The 20324-nt window shown below is 42.1% G+C and carries 20 protein-coding genes; 12 read left to right on the top strand and 8 right to left on the bottom strand.

Annotated elements, in window-relative coordinates; genetic code table 11:
• The first annotated feature begins 1 nt into the window (after nucleotide 1).
• Complete coding sequence (locus ACFOJ8_RS11495; RefSeq protein WP_380650771.1) at nucleotides 2-1501, top strand: phytoene desaturase family protein; 1500 nt, start codon at nucleotides 2-4, stop codon at nucleotides 1499-1501.
• On the top strand, nucleotides 1473-2651 hold the full coding sequence (locus ACFOJ8_RS11500; protein WP_380650773.1) for a glycosyltransferase family 2 protein: 1179 nt from the start codon (nucleotides 1473-1475) through the stop codon (nucleotides 2649-2651). The genes ACFOJ8_RS11495 and ACFOJ8_RS11500 overlap by 29 nt, the downstream gene beginning before the upstream one ends.
• Here ACFOJ8_RS11500 and ACFOJ8_RS11505 read toward each other — a convergent pair.
• The 3 genes from ACFOJ8_RS11505 to ACFOJ8_RS11515 all read right to left on the bottom strand — a co-directional run bounded on the left by ACFOJ8_RS11505 (nucleotide 2648) and on the right by ACFOJ8_RS11515 (nucleotide 6454).
• Nucleotides 2648-4456 carry a cation:proton antiporter gene (locus ACFOJ8_RS11505; protein WP_380650775.1) on the bottom strand — a complete coding sequence of 603 codons (1809 nt, stop codon included), beginning with the start codon at nucleotides 4454-4456 and terminating at the stop codon, nucleotides 2648-2650. The genes ACFOJ8_RS11500 and ACFOJ8_RS11505 overlap by 4 nt on opposite strands.
• 120 nt (nucleotides 4457-4576) lie before the next feature.
• Complete coding sequence (locus ACFOJ8_RS11510; RefSeq protein WP_380650777.1) at nucleotides 4577-4990, bottom strand: universal stress protein; 414 nt, start codon at nucleotides 4988-4990, stop codon at nucleotides 4577-4579.
• A gap of 12 nt (nucleotides 4991-5002) precedes the next feature.
• Nucleotides 5003-6454 (bottom strand): SulP family inorganic anion transporter, encoded by a 1452-nt coding sequence (locus tag ACFOJ8_RS11515; RefSeq protein WP_380650779.1) that lies wholly within the window; start codon nucleotides 6452-6454, stop codon nucleotides 5003-5005.
• A 113-nt stretch (nucleotides 6455-6567) separates the two neighbouring features.
• Between ACFOJ8_RS11515 and ACFOJ8_RS11520 the strand changes: the two genes are divergently transcribed.
• Both ACFOJ8_RS11520 and ACFOJ8_RS11525 read left to right on the top strand, forming a co-directional pair.
• Nucleotides 6568-7107, top strand: coding sequence for a recombinase family protein (locus ACFOJ8_RS11520; RefSeq protein ID WP_380650781.1), 540 nt, complete (start codon nucleotides 6568-6570; stop codon nucleotides 7105-7107).
• A 399-nt stretch (nucleotides 7108-7506) separates the two neighbouring features.
• On the top strand, nucleotides 7507-8502 hold the full coding sequence (locus ACFOJ8_RS11525; protein ID WP_380650783.1) for an NADP-dependent oxidoreductase: 996 nt from the start codon (nucleotides 7507-7509) through the stop codon (nucleotides 8500-8502).
• 85 nt (nucleotides 8503-8587) lie between these two features.
• On the opposite strand, the gene ACFOJ8_RS11530 is transcribed toward ACFOJ8_RS11525, so the two are convergent.
• The 3 genes from ACFOJ8_RS11530 to pflB all read right to left on the bottom strand — a co-directional run bounded on the left by ACFOJ8_RS11530 (nucleotide 8588) and on the right by pflB (nucleotide 12641).
• Entirely contained in the window at nucleotides 8588-9520 is a 933-nt protein-coding gene (locus tag ACFOJ8_RS11530) for an aldo/keto reductase (protein WP_380650785.1), read from the bottom strand.
• A gap of 88 nt (nucleotides 9521-9608) precedes the next feature.
• Entirely contained in the window at nucleotides 9609-10364 is a 756-nt protein-coding gene (pflA, locus tag ACFOJ8_RS11535) for a pyruvate formate-lyase-activating protein (RefSeq protein WP_380650787.1), read from the bottom strand.
• A gap of 27 nt (nucleotides 10365-10391) precedes the next feature.
• A complete protein-coding gene (pflB, locus tag ACFOJ8_RS11540; RefSeq protein WP_380650789.1) occupies nucleotides 10392-12641 on the bottom strand; it encodes a formate C-acetyltransferase in 2250 nt (749 codons plus the stop codon).
• 190 nt (nucleotides 12642-12831) lie between these two features.
• Between pflB and ACFOJ8_RS11545 the strand changes: the two genes are divergently transcribed.
• The 3 genes from ACFOJ8_RS11545 to ACFOJ8_RS11555 all read left to right on the top strand — a co-directional run bounded on the left by ACFOJ8_RS11545 (nucleotide 12832) and on the right by ACFOJ8_RS11555 (nucleotide 14193).
• The gene (locus ACFOJ8_RS11545) at nucleotides 12832-13155 is read left to right on the top strand and encodes a TIGR04104 family putative zinc finger protein (protein WP_380650791.1); all 324 of its coding nucleotides are present in this window, start codon (nucleotides 12832-12834) and stop codon (nucleotides 13153-13155) included.
• On the top strand, nucleotides 13139-13351 hold the full coding sequence (locus ACFOJ8_RS11550; RefSeq protein ID WP_380657146.1) for a hypothetical protein: 213 nt from the start codon (nucleotides 13139-13141) through the stop codon (nucleotides 13349-13351). Before ACFOJ8_RS11545 ends, ACFOJ8_RS11550 begins: the two co-directional genes overlap by 17 nt.
• Before the next feature lie 89 nt (nucleotides 13352-13440).
• Complete coding sequence (locus tag ACFOJ8_RS11555) at nucleotides 13441-14193, top strand: class I SAM-dependent methyltransferase (protein ID WP_380650793.1); 753 nt, start codon at nucleotides 13441-13443, stop codon at nucleotides 14191-14193.
• A 74-nt stretch (nucleotides 14194-14267) separates the two neighbouring features.
• Here the strand turns inward: ACFOJ8_RS11555 and ACFOJ8_RS11560 are convergent, their stop codons facing one another.
• The gene (locus tag ACFOJ8_RS11560; RefSeq protein WP_380659935.1) at nucleotides 14268-14591 is read right to left on the bottom strand and encodes an antibiotic biosynthesis monooxygenase; all 324 of its coding nucleotides are present in this window, start codon (nucleotides 14589-14591) and stop codon (nucleotides 14268-14270) included.
• A 305-nt stretch (nucleotides 14592-14896) separates the two neighbouring features.
• On the opposite strand from ACFOJ8_RS11560, the gene ACFOJ8_RS11565 reads away from it, so the two are divergent.
• Complete coding sequence (locus ACFOJ8_RS11565; RefSeq protein WP_380650797.1) at nucleotides 14897-15334, top strand: antibiotic biosynthesis monooxygenase family protein; 438 nt, start codon at nucleotides 14897-14899, stop codon at nucleotides 15332-15334.
• 301 nt (nucleotides 15335-15635) lie between these two features.
• On the opposite strand, the gene ACFOJ8_RS11570 is transcribed toward ACFOJ8_RS11565, so the two are convergent.
• Nucleotides 15636-16259, bottom strand: coding sequence for a hypothetical protein (locus ACFOJ8_RS11570; protein WP_380650799.1), 624 nt, complete (start codon nucleotides 16257-16259; stop codon nucleotides 15636-15638).
• A 139-nt stretch (nucleotides 16260-16398) separates the two neighbouring features.
• Between ACFOJ8_RS11570 and ACFOJ8_RS11575 the strand changes: the two genes are divergently transcribed.
• The 4 genes from ACFOJ8_RS11575 to ACFOJ8_RS11590 all read left to right on the top strand — a co-directional run bounded on the left by ACFOJ8_RS11575 (nucleotide 16399) and on the right by ACFOJ8_RS11590 (nucleotide 20226).
• Complete coding sequence (locus tag ACFOJ8_RS11575; RefSeq protein WP_380656925.1) at nucleotides 16399-16806, top strand: 8-oxo-dGTP diphosphatase; 408 nt, start codon at nucleotides 16399-16401, stop codon at nucleotides 16804-16806.
• A gap of 182 nt (nucleotides 16807-16988) precedes the next feature.
• Nucleotides 16989-17414: an Hsp20/alpha crystallin family protein gene (locus tag ACFOJ8_RS11580; protein ID WP_380650801.1), complete on the top strand. Its 426-nt coding sequence runs from the start codon at nucleotides 16989-16991 to the stop codon at nucleotides 17412-17414.
• 448 nt (nucleotides 17415-17862) lie between these two features.
• On the top strand, nucleotides 17863-19794 hold the full coding sequence (locus ACFOJ8_RS11585) for a fructose-1,6-bisphosphatase (protein WP_380656928.1): 1932 nt from the start codon (nucleotides 17863-17865) through the stop codon (nucleotides 19792-19794).
• An 81-nt stretch (nucleotides 19795-19875) separates the two neighbouring features.
• Nucleotides 19876-20226 carry a hypothetical protein gene (locus ACFOJ8_RS11590; RefSeq protein ID WP_380650803.1) on the top strand — a complete coding sequence of 117 codons (351 nt, stop codon included), beginning with the start codon at nucleotides 19876-19878 and terminating at the stop codon, nucleotides 20224-20226.
• Nucleotides 20227-20324: the final 98 nt, after the last annotated feature.

Here is a 20324-nt window from a genome sequence, read left to right on the forward strand (position 1 = left end):
TATGACTGGAAATAAGACAGCGCTGGTTATAGGAGCTGGACTAGGCGGCTTATCTGCGGCCATCACATTGAGCCAGAACGGTTTTGACGTCAGTCTGTATGAAAAAAATGAACACCTCGGAGGTAAACTTAACCGCCACGAACAGAATGGTTTCGGTTTTGACCTCGGCCCCTCTCTACTCACCATGCCCTACATATTTGAACGATTGTTCACTCAAAGTGGTAAAACAATGGAAGACTACGTTGAAATCGAGGAACTGCCGTTACAATGGCGTTCCTTTTTCACTGATGGGAGACGGATTGACCTGTATAAGGACCTAGAACAGATGGCGTTCGAGAACCCTGAACTCACGGATCAAGATTTAAAAGAGTATCGTAAATTTCTAGATTATGCAGGGAAAATTGATCGATTGACACTGCCCGGTTATTTCGAAAGAGGGCTGGATGACATTCGTTCAATCATCCGGTTTCACGGACCATTGACGGCTCTGAGGGGATTCGACTATTTCTCAACCATGCAGCAAGGCATAAATAAACGTGTTAGTAACCCTCATTTGAGAGATATGCTTGGATATTTCATCAAGTATGTTGGCTCTAGTTCCTATAACGCTCCAGCAGTACTGAATATGATGGCTCATATGCAATACGAGCAGGGTGTATGGTATGTCAAGGGAGGTCTGCATAAGTTGGCAGAAGGCATCGCTCAACTGGCTCGCGATATTGGTGTGAAAATACATACTGGTCAGGCTATAAAAACTGCTGTTACCAATAATGAGAAAGAAATTCAGCATATCGTGCTTGAAGACGGCAGCAAAGTAAGTGCAGACTACATCGTCTCCAATATGGAAGTATTGCCATTCTATCGCCGTATTCTAGATACTCCACCTAGGAACCTGACATCTCTTGAAAACAAGTTTGAGCCTGCGAGCTCGGGACTCGTTCTCCACTTGGGCGTAGACCGTACGTATCCACAACTCAGTCATCACAATTTCTTCTTTTCCAGAAATTCAAAAAAGAATTATGAAGAAGTGTTCAACAAAAAAATAATGCCGAGCGATCCAACCATCTACCTTGTGAATACAAACAAGACGGACGCTTCGCAAGCGCCTGAAGGATATGAAAATTTAAAAATACTTCCTCATATCCCGGCTCTTCAGAAAAAGGAATACACCAAAGCTGACTATCTTGCGTTCAGGGAAACTGTCTTAAAAAAGCTCGAAGATATGGGACTGACGGACCTTAGGAAGCATATCGTTTCAGAATACATGCTCACTCCGCACGATATACAATCTCTCTACTTTTCAGACCATGGGGCGATATATGGTACGATATCCGATCGAAAAAAGAATAGAGGATTCAAGCATCCTAAAAAAGCAAAGGATATTTCCAATCTCTATTTTGTCGGCGGTACAGTTAATCCAGGAGGCGGTATGCCGATGGTCACACTGAGTGGCCAACAAGTGGGTGCAATGATTGCAGATAGAGAAAGAAATGGAAAATGATATGATTTGGCATCTAGTCTGGACGATACCTACTCTGATCTGTATGATTTCTGGCTGGATTGTTTTTGCCCGTCCACAACTCATTCAAAAAAAAACGGATCAAGGACGATGTGTTACTATCATCATCCCAGCACGCGATGAAGCACACAATCTTCCCAACCTGCTACGCAGCATAGATAAGCAACAAGGACTGACCGTTGAAGTGATTGTGGCAGACGACGGGTCGACCGATGGAACTCGAGATATTGCCCGTGAATTCAATGCAGAAGTCGTCGCAGTTCCAACAGGAGAATGGCGTGGTAAGAGTCATGCATGTCATCACGGTTCACAGTACGCACAGTACGATACATTTATATTCATGGATGCAGACACAGTTCTTTCAGATGAGACCTCACTGATGCGCATAATCGCCCAGTATCGACATCAGAAAAATAGTGGTGTACTTTCAGTTCAGCCGTATCACCATACAGAGAAAACATATGAGACCTTTTCCGCACTTTTTAATATTGTTACCGTACTCGGCATGAACATATTTTCTCTCTTCAAAGAACGCGGACACACAGACTCCGTCTTTGGACCTTTTCTGATGACTAACCGCAATGATTACAGACTTACAGGCGGACATCGGAACGCCCGGGAGACTATAATAGAAGGCATGGGTATCCACCAAGGCTATCAAGACAAAGGTCTCCCTATCACATTATATATGGGGTATGGCGTATTGCATTTCAGGATGTATCCAGAAGGACTAGGCTCCGTCGTTAATGGATGGAAAAAACATATCGCAATTGGAGCTAGTAACGCTCAGCCTTGGGTTATGATGATGATAATGATTTGGATTGGTGCAGGCATTACTTTGCCGATCTATATTATTGCGACTTGGTTCAGTAGTTTCGGCATGATTGGACTTCCTTTAGTTCTTTATCTCATATACGCCATTCAGTTCAAATGGATGTGCCAGCGCCTGATTCGCCTTCCTTGGCTCTTAGCATTGTTCTATCCCTTGTATATTCTCTTTTTCTTCCATGTTTACGGAGCTTCCTTCGTACGTGTCCATCTGTTCAAGAAAGTAGAATGGAAAGGGCGCGAAATAGACCTTAAGAAAAATGGACGACATTTTTCAGATAATAGGAAAGACGCAGAAGATTAGTCTTCTGCGTCTTTCTTATTATTCTTGACCTTATGTGCATCTTTAAGGACACCTATTATGCCATTTTCTGTATAACTCAGTTCACCAATAATCGTTTTAAACGTAGTATTCTTATTCTCGTCGATATGATAGAGCACAATATCGTCTTCTGTAATACTCCCGGAATCAGAAGCCTCCACTTCGGTTATTTCGTACTTGTCTATAAATTGGCTATACCAATAGTAGTTAAACGCGTCGTCGAAAAGTATATGGTGTCTGATGACTGGCTCTATTTTATCGCGAGCTCTTTCACTTTCTACAGGTGGCGGTAGCATACCTACATTTCTCAACCCGAATTCTTGTGAAAGTTCATTGAATGCGAGGTGGTTAAAAGTATAGGAGCGCGTTAGCAACAGACATTGCGTATACTCCGTAAGATCCACCCGGATACGCTCTTCCTTGGAAAGAAGATTACCTTCGAACGTTTCCAGTCCATAGTCTTGGGCTTTCTTTGTATCCGAATTTAAAAGATCTGAAATGAGCACTGGAATGTCGTGTTTCTTTAGTTTGTTTGCTAGAGCCAAGGAGAATCTGTTCTCACCAAGAATGATGACCCCTGGTGGATTAGTACTAGAGAGCTTCAACCACTTGCTCAACGGCTTGAAGCTGAATCCGTAGATAACAACTGTTACGAATACGAAACCGAAAGTAACAGGCACGATAAAGTCCGCCATAGGGACCTCTTCTCCAATGAACAGACTAGAAAAGAATTCTGCTACAGCGAGAGCAACAATTCCTCTAGGTGCCACAAGAGATATAAAAGAGCGTTCTCTCAGAGATATTTCAGTATTGATGGTCGAGAGGAAGACATATAATGGCCGGACCACTAAAATCATGGTCACGCAGAAGATTACAAGTTGCCAATTGAGTACTTCACCCAGAACTTCTCGTGTCAGAGACGAAGTGATTAAAATAAAGACAGTTGAAAGCAGTATCAGAGTCATTTCCTCTATAAAATGATCCGATTCCTTGTAGATTAGACTATGATTTTTAAGCCGTGCCATAGCAAGACCAAAAATGGTCACAGCGAGCAGACCCGATTCATGAAGGATAGTGTGGCTAATGCTAAAGATCAGCAGTATAAAAATGAACTGGATCGGTGCCATCAAGTTTTGAGGAATGAAATCTCTCTTAATCAGCCATCTGAACAAATAAGAGGCACCAAGGCCAAGGATGAAAGCTACAGCAAAGCCAATGATGTAATCCATAAGGTAGGCGAGACCAAAACCTTCGTTTATAATCTGAAACATATAGAATGCAAAAAGAGCGAAAAGTGGACCGATTGGATCCACAATTATACTTTCCCATCTTAATATAGAATTCACCGAATTTTTGACCTTAGCCTGCTTGAGTAGCGGCTGAATGACAGTAGGACCTGTCACTATGAACAGCCCTCCCATTACAAATGAAATGGACCACGGGAACCCTAGTATGAGATACATGGCTAAAGCTCCAAGTAGCCAAGACAATACTGCTCCGATAGTGATGATTCGGGTAACAGCTTTAGACACACCTGGAAGTTCTCTGTAGTCCAGATTGCTACTACCTTCAAACAGAATAATGGCTATAGCAAGTGACACGATTGTAGTGAATAGTTCACTACCTATCATTTCTTGCGGGTTGACCAGCTGCAGTCCTGGTCCGACGAGCAGTCCTACAATGGACATTACTACAATCGGTGGCCATTTAATCATTGCAGCGAGCCATTGGCTGAGTATCCCTAAACTGATGAATATTACAATCACCAGTATTAATGGTATTTCCATGTTCGATTCACCCTTTCTTTAAAACATCGGCAGCAGGGTGCCGGGTGGGTATATAGATTTATAAAAAGACAGAGCCGGCATCGTGTTCTCAATTCCGTCTCTGTCTCCTACCCTTTTTTATTACTTTACTATCATCACAGGAATATTCGCTCGTTTGGCAACCTTGTGGCTGACGCTGCCAAGCACCATTTCTTGGAGACTGTTGAGTCCTCTTGTACCCAGTAGCACTATGTCGAACGCACCAGAGTTGGCAACTTTGACAACAGTTTCTTTAGGTTCTCCGTGCTCGAGAAGTGTTTCGTAGTGAATGTCGTTTTCATCAAAGAATCCAGTGATCTTTGCAAGCTTCTCGAGTCGTTCTCTTTCAAGACTCTTACTATTTGATCCGTGAAGCACATCTGCTTTGGAATCTGCATATCCGATAATATTGAGAATGGTGATTGTGGCACCTTCATGATAGAATTTTTTTGCTTCCTGGGCAGCTCTGTAGCTGTTTTCAGAACCGTCGGCTGCAAGCAAAATTGCTTTATACATTCAAACTCCCCCTTATATCAGTTCTTCCTTATTGACCATGCTGAGTTCGTTAATGATTTTACGGCTGTCCTTGTTGAGATTTCTAATGGAGACCCGATTCCCTTTGCGTTTCAGTTTGGTAACCATTGAATCGATGGCATCAACACCCGAATCGTCCCAGATATGCGCATGGGTGAAATCAAGTTCGATTACTTTGTTCTCTTCATCAAGATTGATCTGATTCATCATCGTATCAACAGATGCAAAGAAAACCTGTCCGTTGAAACGATACCTTACTCCATTATCTCCCTCAGTTCTCTCAACTTCAACATTGGATATCTTTGTTGCAAAAAAGAGGGCACTCAAGATGACACCAGTGACGACACCGATGGCGAGATTATGTGTCATAAGTACGACTGCCACGGTTACAATCATGACTATCGCATCGGTTCTCGGTGCTCGGACCATGTATTTGAACGAACCCCAGTCGAATGTACCGATGGCAACCATCACCATGATACCTGCTAGAATCGGCATCGGTATTTGTACGACCAGGTCACCGAGTACGATGATCAGGAAGATCAAAAAAGTCCCTGCAGTGAACGTCGAGAGTCTCGTTGTTGCACCTGATCCGACATTAATGATTGATTGGCCAATCATGGCACAACCACCCATACCACCAAAAAAGCTTGCAATGATATTCGATATGCCTTGCCCTCGAGATTCACGGTTTTTGCTACTGAAAGAATCTGTTGCGTCATCTACGATTTTCGCCGTCAGAAGACTTTCAACAAGGCCGACAATCGCCATGGAGACGGAGAATGGCAAAATGATTCTCAGGGTTTCGAGCGTATAAGGTACGTCTGGAACAATGAAGCTCGGCAATGAACGTTCAATTGTGCCAAGATCTCCTACCGTCCTGACTTCAGCCCCCATAAACATATAGATTGCTGTCAGCACGACAATCGCGATAAGTGGTGCCGGCAGTGCTTTGAATATACGCGGCAACAAGTAAACGATAAGCAATGTTAATGCAACATAAACATATGTGGTAATTGAAATCCCAAAAATATGCTCAATCTGAGCAGTGAATATTAGCACAGCGAGTGCGTTGACGAAACCAAGCATGACCGATTTTGGAATGAACTTCATCAGTTTACCTATTTTGAGGATACCGAGGACAAGCTGGATTAGACCCATCAACAAAGTTGCAGCAAGCAGATATTCCACACCATACTCGCTGACTAAAGGCGTAACGAGCAGTGCAATCGCCCCGGTCGCTGCAGAAATCATTGCAGGACGGCCTCCAAGAAACGAAATCGATACGGCAATGACGAAAGATGCGTAGAGTCCGACCATCGGATCAACACCCGCGATGATCGAGAAGGCGATGGCTTCCGGAATCAGAGCCAGTGCAACAACAATACCCGCCAGTATATTGGTTTTTGGATCAGTTAACCATTCTTTTTTTAAAGTATCTATCATTTTTTACGCTCCTATTTTATAATTCATAGAGTCTATTATAATTGCCAAAGTTTCATATGTATACCCCCTTTTGAGATTAACAATTCCCAGTTGAATGATTAGGAGTGTTTGAAATGAAGTACGGATATGTCAGACCTGTTGAACTTAACGATTCAATCGAGCAGCAGAAGAAGATACTGCACACAACGGTCGATTATGTATATCAAGAAGCGCATGATAAGACTAAAAGAAGAGAGCAACTGGAATCTCTGATGTCTTCTATTCAATCAGGCGATACATTATTTGTTACTGATTTTTTTATTCTTGCTGATTCTACAAAACAATTGGTAGATCTAATTAACGAAGCTATCAATAAAGGCGTGGTGATTACTATCTTAAATAAGGAGCTCGTCATCGACTCTGAAAATACTTTTACTTTCAGACATTCACTTAATCTCATTTCAGAGTTCCAAAGCGATGTCGTCAAATTCAGGACACGTCTCGGAATGAATGAAGCGGCTACTAAAGGAAAACAATTAGGCCGGCCGAAACGTAGTGATGATAATATTAAACAGGCAATTAAAATGTATATGTCTAAAGAATACACATTGGATGAAATTAAACAACAGACGAATATAAGCCGAGCAACACTCTACCGGCATCTCGATCTTTAAATAAAAACATGCGCGGGCACGAACCCCGCGCATGTTTTTATACGTAAACCAACAGATAACGGTACGCTTACTTTTACGTTTCCACCTTGTACAATATGATCAATTCGATCTACACAGAAGACCGCCTTTCGACCTCGGTAGAATGTAATATCCTAAGATGACCTAGTATATTAAGGGGCGGCACACAAAGATTTGCCTGCATACTCGATTATACTTACTTTCCTAAGAACAGCGAATCTAATGGCTATGAGCGATTCTCCCATCAAGTGAATCGATATTTGAGGCGACTACACTGCCCAAAGTATGACGGCTTTAATCACATATCAAATCAATATCTTTGGCATAAAGCAGTATGAGCTCTACAATAGACATGAACGTACTTAAATGGAGGTAAATCACATGAAAAATGAACAGATCGTCCTTGCGAAAAGACCGGAAGGTGTACCTGGAGATGACGTTTTCCGCTTTGAAGATACCGAGGTCAAGCAACCAGCTGAAGGAGAAGTGCTGATTAAAGCTTTGTATGTCTCTGTTGACCCTTATATGCGTGGACGGATGTCCGATGCTAAATCATATGTCGCACCTTATGAACTGGATAAACCGCTCGAAGGTCACATCGTCGGAGAAATTGTAGAATCAAAAGACAATGATTTCGAAGAAGGAGATTACGTTGTTGGGGTGCTTCCATGGCAACGTTATATCGCCGTTGCAACGAATCGCGTTACAAAAATACAGAATACAGATGTGCCGCTTCACCTTTACTTGAGCACACTCGGTATGACTGGACAAACGGCTTACCACGGACTATTGAAGATAGGACAGCCTAAAGAGGGGGAGACGGTTGTCGTTTCAGCCGCCTCAGGTGCTGTTGGGTCTGTAGTCGGTCAGATTGCGAAGATAAAAGGGGCAAGAGTCGTTGGCATTGCCGGTGGCGATGAAAAAGTGAAATACCTAACTGAAACACTCGGCTTCGATGCAGGCATCGACTACAAGTCGAATGATTTTGCGGCCTCCTTTGAAGCTGCAGTACCAGACGGCGTCGACGTCTACTTTGAGAATGTCGGCGGAGAAGTCTCTGATGTCGTTCTTAAACACCTCAATACTTTTGCACGCGTACCTGTATGCGGTACAATTTCTAGCTACAATAATACAGGAGAAGATATTGGCCAACGTGTCCAAGGCATACTTGTAAAGACACAAGCCTTGATGCAAGGTTTTGTCATCGGCAACTACAAGGATGATTTCCAAGCGGCTGGAAAAGAACTTGCTGAATGGGTTCGTAACGATAAAATCCACACAGAAGTTTCAGTGGAAGAAGGATTCGAAAACATACCAAAAGCTTTCCGTGACCTCTTCGAAGGTAAAAACTTTGGCAAACAAGTTGTAAAAATATAAATATGCCATATAAAAGAAGCCTCGGATGATACCATCCGAGGCTTCTTTTATACTATCCGTTTAGCATCGAGACCATAAAGAATGATTAGGAAAATATTTCATCGATTCTCTTGATTTCCGATTCAGTCAGCTCGATTTCAGCGGCCCTCATGTTGGAACGGATTTGTTCACCATTTTTAGCGCCTGGTATCAAAAGATCTATTGAAGGGCGGGTAAGGTAGAATGCGAGCACAATATGCGCGACTGCTTCACCTTTATCTTCTGCTATCTTTTTAAGTTCGTCGACTTTTCTCAAGTTTTCCTTGAACTGTTCCTCCTTATAGAAGGGAAGATCTGCTCTCAAATCTTCAAATTTGGTATTTTCATCATACTTTCCTGCTAGTAGACCTGCAGCCAGTGGGAAGTAGGGAACAAAGGTGATCTGATTTTCCGCTGTATATTCGAGCAGATCTTTCTCTGCCGAACGATCAAACAGATTATATTGTCCTTGGTAAACATCCACATGTCCATTACTATTGGCTTCTCGCAACTGTTCAATGGAGAAGTTGGATACTCCGATTGAGCGTATTTTACCTTGTGACTTCAATTCAGCCAAAACTTCTACTGCTTCATCCTTCGGCGTGTCTTCATCAGGAAAATGGATATAGAAAAGATCGATGTAGTCGGTCTGCAGTCTTTTAAGTGCATCTTCTACAGATTGTCTTAAAAATTCCGGAGAGTTGTCGAAATACTGTTCGCCTGACTCATCAAATGCATGTGCCGCTTTTGTAGCTATGACGATGTCTTCACGATTGTATTCCTTGACGACTTCACCAACCAGTTCTTCGGAACGTTCCGGTCCGTATATATAGGCTGTATCGATCAAAGTGACACCTGCATCAATTGCATCCCTGACGACCTGACGACCTGACGCTTCATCGAGATTCTGATACAGATTATGACCGCCGACTGCGTTTGCACCTAGAGCAATGGGATGAACCTTGATGCCTGACTTTCCAAGTTCAGTAAAACCTGCCATGATTAAAACTCCCTTTCTATAAGTGGTTCATTCTAATCATATCTTTTTACTCAAGTTCATGACAAACCAGTTGCTTACCAGAGCCGACTCATACCACCGATGCGGTTTTTCCATCGAAATCAACTAATTTATAGGCACATTCGACATCCGCCTCGACTGGAGGTTCGATATCATTCAGCTTATAGGGTACACCAAGGGCTTCCCACTTATGGACACCGAGCTGGTGATAGGGCAGGATTTCAAACTTCTGTACATTGCCGAGTGCGTTGAGGAACTTGCCCAGATTGGCCAGGTCTTCCGGATCATCGGTGAGACCGGGTACGAGCACGTGCCTCACCCAGATTGGCTGACCCCGTTCAGAGAGGCGCTCTGCAAATTTGAGAATCTGTGTATTGGGCTTAGTGGTGAGTCTGGTATGTTTTTCACTATCAATATGCTTGATATCAAGGAGTAGGAGATCCGTATACTTGAGCAAGTCATCCATTTCCTTCATATAGGCTTCACTGTCGTCTACGCAGCCAGCCGATGTATCAATGCATGTGTGGATGCCTAGAGCCTTCAGTTCTTTGAAAAGAGCAGTCAGAAAAGAGAGTTGCAGAAGCGGTTCTCCACCGCTGACGGTCACGCCGCCTCCTGAAGCTTTGAAGTAGGGCATATAAGGCTTTATCTCCTCGACCATCTCCTCTACAGTAACAACTCTTGATGCCCCCCTCATTTTCCAGGTGTCTGGATTATGGCAGAATAAGCACCTCAGCAGACACCCTTGCGTAAACAGTACATAGCGCAGCCCTGGACCGTCCAGCGTACCGAGACTTTCTACAGAATGAAGATTTCCTTTGACCATGACAAACCCCTGCCCATCTATTGATTTCTACATTTTTTCGTGGAACGTACGTGCAATGACATCCAGCTGCTGTTCTCTCGTCAATTTGATGAAATTGACGGCGTACCCGGAGACACGGATGGTCAGCTGAGGGTATTCCTCAGGGTGGGCCATCGCATCGATTAGCGTTTCCCTATTGAATACGTTGATATTCAAGTGATGTCCATGCTGCATGGCATAGCCATCAAGAATTCCGACTAAGTTCAATTCCTGGATCCTTTCCTCTTTGCCGAGTGACTTCGGTACAATACTGAATGTATTGGAAATGCCGTCTTTACAACTGTCATATGGCAATTTGGCAACGGACGATAATGAGGCCAATGCGCCTTTCTGATCTCGCCCGTGCATTGGATTTGCACCTGGTGCAAACGGTTCGCCAGCCTTCCGTCCATCCGGTGTATTGCCGGTTTTCTTGCCATAAACAACATTTGACGTAATGGTCAGGACGCTCATTGTATGTTCTGCATCACGATAAGTGCGGTGTTTGCGAAGCTTTGCCATAAAGCGTTCGACCAGACTGATAGCGATATCGTCGACACGCGCATCGTTATTGCCGTATTTCGGGTAGTTGCCTTCCACTTCGAAGTCAATCGCGATACCTGATTCATTGCGAATCGGCCTCACTTTGGCATATCTGATCGCAGACAAGGAATCGGCTACGACCGACAACCCTGCAATACCGGTAGCCATCGTCCGATGCACGTCGGTGTCGTGCAGCGCCATTTCGATTCTTTCATAGCTGTACTTGTCATGCATGTAATGAATGACATTAAGAGAATTGATATAGACACCAGCAAGCCATTCCATCATTACATCGAACTTTCTATCCACCTCTTCGTAATCGAGCACTTCTGATGTGATGGATGAAAATGCAGGACCGACCTGGGCACCGGATTTCTCATCCTTGCCTCCGTTGATTGCGTAAAGCAGTGTCTTTGCCAGATTTGCTCGGGCGCCAAAGAACTGCATCTGTCTGCCGATCCGCATTGCAGACACGCAGCATGCAATACCGTAGTCGTCTCCGTAGCTCTCGCGCATCAGATCATCATTCTCATACTGAATGGAGCTTGTTCTAATACTCATCTTCGCACAATAGGTCTTGAAGTTCGCAGGCAGCTGTTCGGACCATAGGACCGTCAGGTTTGGTTCCGGTGCAGGCCCCAGATTATCCAATGAATGCAGGAAACGGAATGAGTTTTTCGTTACAAGCGGGCGGCCATCGATGCCGACACCACCAATGGACTCTGTCACCCAGGTCGGATCGCCAGAAAACAATTCATTATAATCGGGGGTGCGGGCAAATTTCACGAGACGTAGTTTCATGATGAAGTGATCTATGATTTCCTGTACCTCGGTTTCGGTGAGCATTCCTGCCTCGATATCACGGGATGCATATATATCCAAGAAAGTTGATGTACGACCTAGACTCATCGCTGCACCGTTCTGTTCTTTGACAGCTGCGAGGTATGCAAGATATGTCCATTGGACTGCTTCCTTGAAATCACGTGCTGGACGGGAGAGATCAAAACCGTAAGTCTCACCCAGACTCTTGAGTTCTGAAAGTGCACGATACTGTTCCGACATCTCTTCACGCAGACGAATGATCTCCTCAGTCATGACGCTCGTCATGCTGTCATATTCTTTCTTTTTCTCGGTCATGAGGAAATCAACACCATACAGAGCGACTCTACGATAGTCTCCGATGATTCTACCGCGTCCATAGGCATCGGGAAGACCAGTGATAATACCGGCCTTGCGACATGCCATCATTTCTTTCGAGTAGGCATCGAATACGCCCTGATTATGGGTCTTACGGTAGTTCGTAAAAATTCTTTCAGTCTCTTTATCCAGTTCGTATCCATAAGCATCACATGCCGCTTTTGCCATTCTTATACCACCGAATGGCTGCATAGATCGCTTGAATGGTTTTTCAGTCTGAAAACCGACAACCGTTTCCAGCTTCTTATCAAGGTAGCCTGCCCCATGGGAAGTAATGGTGGAGACGACCTTTGTATCCATATCCCACATACCGCCCCGTTCGCGTTCCTCTTTCGACAATTCCATTACTTGTTTCCATAGATGCTCCGTTGCTTTAGTAGGACCCGCCAAAAATTCATCTGTACCTTCGTATAGCGTATAGTTGAGTTGGATGAACGTTCTGACATCCACCTTTTCGCTCCATTGACCTGTTACGAACCCTTCCCATGCCTCATTTCTCGCGATTCGATCCTTTAACATAATAACTCCTCCAGTTATTGTTCAATTAATCACAAGTTTAGTATAGCACTATAGTGAATAAATTCACATATTATTTTTATAAATTTGTGACAACTTATCGTCTATATAATTGAGTTCCGACCCATTATTATGAGATAATGGAATAAATAGGATTATAGAAGATTTCTTTATTTTCAGGAGGTTTTGGGAGATGACACGATGCGCGCATTGCGGAAACCGCTGGACAATCGGAGATAAACTGAGAGAGTCGTTCAAATTTTCGTTTGATCGCAGTATGACCTGTCCCTACTGTGGGGAGAAACAGTATCTTACGCGTAGATATATGAAGAAAAGCATGCTTATTACTTTTTTAATGAGCTTGATCATGTTTCTACCATCCTTTTTCAGTGTGACATGGCAGGTTCACGTTGCATTTATAATCATTTCAATACCCACTGCTTTTTTTCTGATTCTATATACCTTTGAACTCACTAGTGCGTATGAAGGGGATTTTTGGGATGACCAGATACGGTAGAAATATCGCTGTGATTGCCTTGTTACTTTCTATCCAATTGTTTATCTTCAATTATTGGCTGGATTTTGTGTGGTGGGGCAATGTATTCTTGATTATAGGGGCGTTATTTGCCATAGGGACTAATGTTGTAGCTATATGGCATGCTAGAAAGTATAATTATGATATTAGCGATAACAACTATATGAAAGGGATATAGATACGGATATTGAAAGGTGGCAATACAATGTGGTTATTGTATCTGATTTCAAACCTGTAGTTTAGAACAAATTACAGGAGGAGATAAGAATGACAAAAAATTGGGCAGAGAAGTTTTATGAAACACAGTATCGCATACTGAGGCAAGAGGGCGAAATCACTGATTACGAAAAACATTTTGCTAAAGATATAAAAGAGCAGCTTGGCAAACCGCTTGGCAATATACTCGAACTCGGTGCCTGGGACGGCAGGTTAGCCCGCACCTTGGCTGCCCATGCTGAAAGCATTACTACAGTTGAGCTGGTTCCAGAGATGGTCTCAGTGGCTAAAAGCCATTCTACGCCCAATATAATGGCGTTATGCGGCAACTTCTATGAAATTGAGCTTGATAATACTTTCGATACAGTGCTCTACATGGATGGATTTGGTGTCGGTGAGGATAGAGACCAGTTGTTATTACTTGAGCGAATACGCAATTGGCTAAGCGATGAAGGTACAATCATAATCGATGTCTATAACCCCGTACATTGGATAAAAGCGGATGGACAGACGATGCGACCTGATCCAGTAAACCATCCCACCGTACAAAGGCGTTACGATTATGATCACAAGAATAATAAGATGATTGATACGTGGTGGCAAACTGATGTGGCTGAAGATGCAGTCTCACAGTATTTAAAATGTTATACACCAGAAGAGATTTACATGTTATGCCAAAGAGCAGGACTTGATATTGTAGGTTACTTCCCTAATGGCGCTATGGATTATAACGCATGGCGGTATTATGATAACGCTTCGCTCCGGGAATGTCTTTCCTATCGTATTAAAGCCAAAAGAAATTAAGCTTTTCGTTTCTATATAGTAGCAATATATTAATAGAAGCCATGGTGTAATTGCCATGGCTTCTATTTTTCTTTCTATTCTGGGTGGTGCTGAACAAATACTTCGTAGGTTGACAACTCGGCACCGATTATCGGATTATCTTCTGGCTTACTCTCCTGCTCAGTCGATGCATGCGTTTTCTGAGTTGCTCTGCTTTCTCTCCAGGTTTTGAAACTATCGTGACTCTCCCATGTTGTGCACACCTCAATAACATCTTCTTCTTTTGTACCTTCCTTGATCAACACTTCCATTAATATGAATCCTTTAAAGGTATGGATCGACTTCGCTTTGGAGAATCTTTCTGCAACTTCATGTGCCCGCCCTTTTTTAATACTGATTCTATTTACTGCTTTAATCATAAGCATAATAGCCCCCTTAAAGTGGTATATAAAATAATATACCACGAGTGATGTTATTCAATAAAATATGAGATTTTAAATCAGTATTATTTACTTTCAGTAAGTGTGCCATGTAAAATATATAGAGTCGGAGAAGAAATATTTCCAGGAATAAGCAAAGGCGACCATGTGAGTTTGCCGTCAGCCGAGATCTATCTATAGGGATCGGAGCCGATTACATACCTGGGGCCGGTATCAGTATGATACTTGATACCGGTATTTCTAGCTAAATTAATAATGAAAAAAGTATATCTGGAGGCAAGAACGTGATACTTATCGATCAGGAAAAAAACTATAGGGTGGTCGTCAAAGAGAACTTTGCATCCATCCGTACTAGCACAGAAACAAAATACTACACGATCATCGAAAGTCAGGGCGAAATTGAGAACAGTGGATATTGTGTCCTTAACAATGTCTACGTAAATGAAGGCATGGAAGGCCCTTTCGAAGCACGTTTTCTCAGTCGCCAATCGAACCTTGGTACAGTAGACGGATATAAGGCACTGCGTGTAATGAAATCAGAGGCCGACATGTATTACGTCATCCTTTCTCTCTGGGAAACAGAAGCAGCCTTTCACAATTGGCAAGATTCCACCCAGTACAAATCGACTCATAAAAACAGAGGTACTAAGTCGGGCTTGGATCGGGAAATAGTCGACAGAGAGAAATCTTTTAATTTTCGTTTCTATCTCGGTGGAGAGTAGAAAGTAGATTCTTGCAACACTACTTTTCATATTGAAACGAAGGATCTTAAGCAAACAATAAGAAAAGAAGTGTTACATATAGAACATTCTCTGGAACACGTTCCACCGCAATTTGTAGCACACTACTCAGTCTCTTATCCTTGTAAATCTAAAATCTCCATCGAATACTAACGTTCGCTCTATCTTTTATTATGTGTACAGAGCCATTCGTTTATGTTTTAACTCGTCACACGATTTTTACTAGCCGAGATAGTTTTAAAAGCAGTCAATTACACCATTGATGCGCATCACGTGACTGCCATTAATCTCGATACTCTGAAGAAAACTGAGCTTTAAGCAAGTACGTAACAGGGTTGTCCTTAAATACCTCTTCAGCACTCCTAGAACCGTCGTTTATTACTTCGGGAATAAATCCAGTAATATTGGTGTTTACGTCGGCATACTGAATGATACCAATAACAACAGCCTGTTGGTTACTGAAATCGGCGTCATTTATCTCGTTATTGTATGTCCAAGCGTCAATTCCTTCTTTATCCAATATAACGTCATACATACTACTAGATGATCCAGTATTTTCGCCGTCAATCCGTATAATGCTCATTGTTCTCTTTTCAGATTCCTCACCTGTTTCTTGAATTAAAAAATATAAATGTTCGTTCTCACTTTTTTCTGTTCTCACCAAACCATGTGATAACAAATCTTCTTCCTGTTTTTCGCCATAGTTATACTCTTCAACCCAGATATTCAAATGAGGATTCTCCAAGTTTTTGTGCTCTAGCTCATAAGCAAAAGTGATTTCTGCTAATGCATTCGCAAGATGACTCTCCCTATCTGAGAGTGATATCGTTTCTATTGAATTTCTCTCATTTCCACACCCGGTGAGAACAATCAAAACAGTTATGATGCACAAACTCATTTTCTTCATAAATGCCTCCAATTTTAATATCAAATGACTCATCACAATTCTTAATGGACATCTAAAATGATACACTGGTTATAACAATATTTTAACATTGAGGTGGATTATGAGTAGGGCAGAAATGGTAATTCTTACAAATATGTGCATGATTGAAAATGACAAGGGCCAGATATTAATTCAAGATAGAATGAAACAGAACTGGCCTGGAGTGACTTTTCCAGGCGGTCATATCGAAAAGAACGAATCTTTTCATGACGCTGTTGTACGTGAAGTATTCGAGGAGACTGGACTCACTATCAGAAATCCAAAACTTTGTGGAGTAAAGCAGTTCCAAACTGCTAACGAAGAACGGTATATTGTGTTCTTCTACAAGGCGAAGGAATATGAGGGAGAATTAACAAGTTCTGCGGAGGGGGAGGTCTTCTGGATAGAACCTGATGCACTGAAAAATTACACGCTGGCTAATGATTTTGAAGAAATGTACAAAGTATTTTCGGACGAAGCTATATCTGAATTCTATTATAACGAAGAGTGGGAGATTGCTCTCATGTAGTTAAAAGCGTTATCGATATATTATAACGATGTGCGATATAACCAGGATACCTCAAGTATTACATAGCATTTCGGTGATAACGTTAAACATTATCGTTCGACCGCGAAGTTTGGTAGTGCTATACTAGAAATCCAAGAGAGTGCATCAAGTCTAGTATAAAATCATTTAAGGAGAGATGTAAAATGGCTTACGAACCGAGACCCTCCAATAGCCTTTTCGACATGAATCCGAGCGATATCTTTAGAGATTTTGGACGTCAGTTGTTCCCACAACTACCGGAGAGCACGATGAAAACAGATATTCGTGAATACGACACCACCTATGTACTCGAAGCAGAACTCCCAGGTATTGAAAAGAAAAACATTAATATAGAATACACAAACGGTATACTTTCCATTTCGGCTAATCAATCAACAGATAATGAAGTAAAAAATGACCTCGGCCGCATCATACACCGGGAACGTAGCTTGAGCACAATCAAACGACAATTTACGTTCGATAATATTAGAGAGGACGGTATTACAGCTGATTTTAGCAATGGGGTACTAAAAGTGACCCTACCCAAGACCAGCAGAGCGATGCATTCAAAACGTATTGAAATCAACTAGACAAATTTGCGTTGTGAGTTTAAGAGCATGGATCTTCTGATCCATGCTCTTTGTTCATAGCTCTTTTCTTGAAGTAGTAGAAAAAGTATAATTTCAGCTAAAGCAGAACTCGAGATATATAATCAAGACAACCATTCATCCAAAAAGTTTATTTCATTTCAATCAGTAGCGCTACATATGTCATTTACGATCTCTTTCTACACTCCCAAAGACAGTGCATCAACCAAAAAAATCTTTAGGGTCTTTAATAACTATTCTATTGGCTATGCGACTTTTATGCTAGCTTTCTGAACTTTTAAATGAGTACTTTATGCAAGGAATACGAGAAGTCTATGTCACACCGTAGAAATTTCAGTATAATGGAAGGTAACATTTAACAGGAGTGGATACTATGGTTCATGCTTTTGGTAGCGATCTCAAATACCAGACGATTGGAAAAGATAAGGATATGAGAGCGAAATATCTTGATCTGCTCTCTGAAAAGTTCGATAGTGAGGAGAAAGTTGTAACAGAAATCATCAACTTAGAGTCTATTATGGACCTCCCGAAAGGCACAGAACACTTCGTCAGTGACCTCCATGGAGAGTTTCAGGCTTTCCAGCATGTACTCAGAAACGGTTCCGGCAATGTTCGGGTTAAAATTCACGATATCTTCAAAGATAGACTGACCGAAGAAGAGATAAGTCAGTTTGCGGCACTCGTCTATTATCCTGAAGATAAGATCAAACTAATTAAGAATCAGATTGGTTCCAAGGAAGCATTAAACGAATGGTATAAAACGAAGATTCACCATATGATTGAACTGATATCATATGCCTCTTCAAAATATACACGATCAAAACTGAGAAAAGCTTTACCTAAACAATTTGTTTACATTATCGAAGAGTTGCTCTATAAGACTGACGAAGATACTAACAAAAAACCCTACTACGAAAAAATTGTTGAGAAAATAATCTCTCTCGATCAGGCCGATAAGCTGATTGTTGGATTGTCACATACAACTCAGCGCCTTGTCGTCGATCATCTCCATGTTGTGGGAGATATATACGATCGTGGACCGGAACCAGACAAGATCATGGATACACTGATAGACTACCACTCCCTCGACATCCAGTGGGGTAACCACGATGTATTATGGATTGGTGCCTACGCCGGATCCAAGGTGTGCCTTGCGAATATCCTCAGAATCTGTGCACGCTACAACAATCTTGACATCATAGAGGATGCTTATGGTATCAATTTACGGCCACTACTTAATCTGGCGGAAAAATACTATGGAGACAATGCAGCATTCCATCCAAAGCAACAATCCGATAAGATAATGTCGGAACAGGAGAGGCATCAGATTACAATAATGCATCAGGCAATTGCCATGATTCAGTTCAAGTTGGAAAGTCCGATTATCAAGCGCCGTCCGTACTTTGATATGGACGAGCGGCTGGTTCTTGAAAAAGTAGATTATGACAAGCAGGAGATAACAGTTTATGGACAGACATATCCTCTGCAGAATACATGCTTCGCGACTATCAATAAAAATAATCCGGCAGAGTTGCTTGAAGAGGAACAAGAAGTTATCGATAAGCTTCTCCTCTCTGTACAGCAGTCCGAAAAGTTGAAAAGACATATGAGTTTCCTAATGAAAAAAGGGAGTCTCTATTTGAATTATAATGGTAACCTGCTTATCCATGGCTGTATTCCGGTGGATGAAAATGGGGATATGGAAGAGATGGAAATCGATGGAGAAACCTACAAAGGAAGGGAACTGCTAAACCAGTTCGAATATCATCTGCGTAAAGCATTTGCCGATGTCGAATCGACGGATGACCTATCGACCGACCTCGTTTGGTACTTATGGACAGGCAAGTATTCTTCCCTATTTGGCAAGCGTGCCATGACTACTTTTGAGCGGTATTTCATTGAAGATAAAGCTTCTCACAAAGAATTAAAGAATCCGTATTATCATTTGCGAGAAGATAGCGAAATGTGTAAGAAAATGCTTGCAGAATTTGATCTCGACCCCGAGCAGGGACACATCATCAATGGTCACACCCCTGTAAAAGAAAGAGATGGTGAAAATCCAATTAAAGCCAATGGCAAAATGATTGTCATCGATGGCGGATTCTCAAAGGCCTACCAGAAGACGACAGGTATCGCAGGCTATACACTGCTCTTCAATTCCTACGGTATGCAGCTTGTCGCTCACCAGCACTTCAATTCCAAGGAAAATGTTTTGATGAATGGTGCTGATGCCATGTCCGTTAGAAGATTGGTCGACGAAGAACTTGAAAGACAGTTGATTCGCGATACCAATATTGGTGCAAGACTGCAAGAGGAGATCGAGATGCTCCAAGCTCTTATGTCCTATCGTTATATCAATTAAAAAATACATTAAGTAAGCATTTAACATGACAAGCTTCTCCATTTCTGAGAAACTGGAAAACATGAAAAGGAGAGGATAAAGATGATCCACTATCTATTAAATGCTTTCATCGGAAAAAATATTATTGAAAGCGGACTAACAAAAGTTGAAAATGAAGGGCAAGTTGGCGAGGATTTTGAAAAAGAATTCAAAGTTAACTCTAATCAGATGAAAATTGCAGGTTACCTAGAAGCCGTCGGCGCAATGTTTCTGTTCGCCTCTTTCCTTGGAAAATCATTCACTCGACTGGGATCCTTGATGGTTGGAACTGTCATGGGTGTCGCAGCATATAAGCACTATAAGGCTGGCCATGGTTACGAAGGCAGCAAAGGTGCACTTAAATTTCTTGGTCTCAGCGCCTTGAGCTTTGCAAGTACGTTTAAGAAAAAATAGTGTTTTTCTAATTTAAGTATATTGTGCAAAACAGCGGATCCTACAGATCCGCTGTTTTTGTATTGAGCATTATTATTCTGCAGAGAATCAAATAATTG

This window comes from Salinicoccus sesuvii (assembly GCF_042648145.1).
GTDB lineage: Bacteria > Bacillota > Bacilli > Staphylococcales > Salinicoccaceae > Salinicoccus > Salinicoccus sesuvii.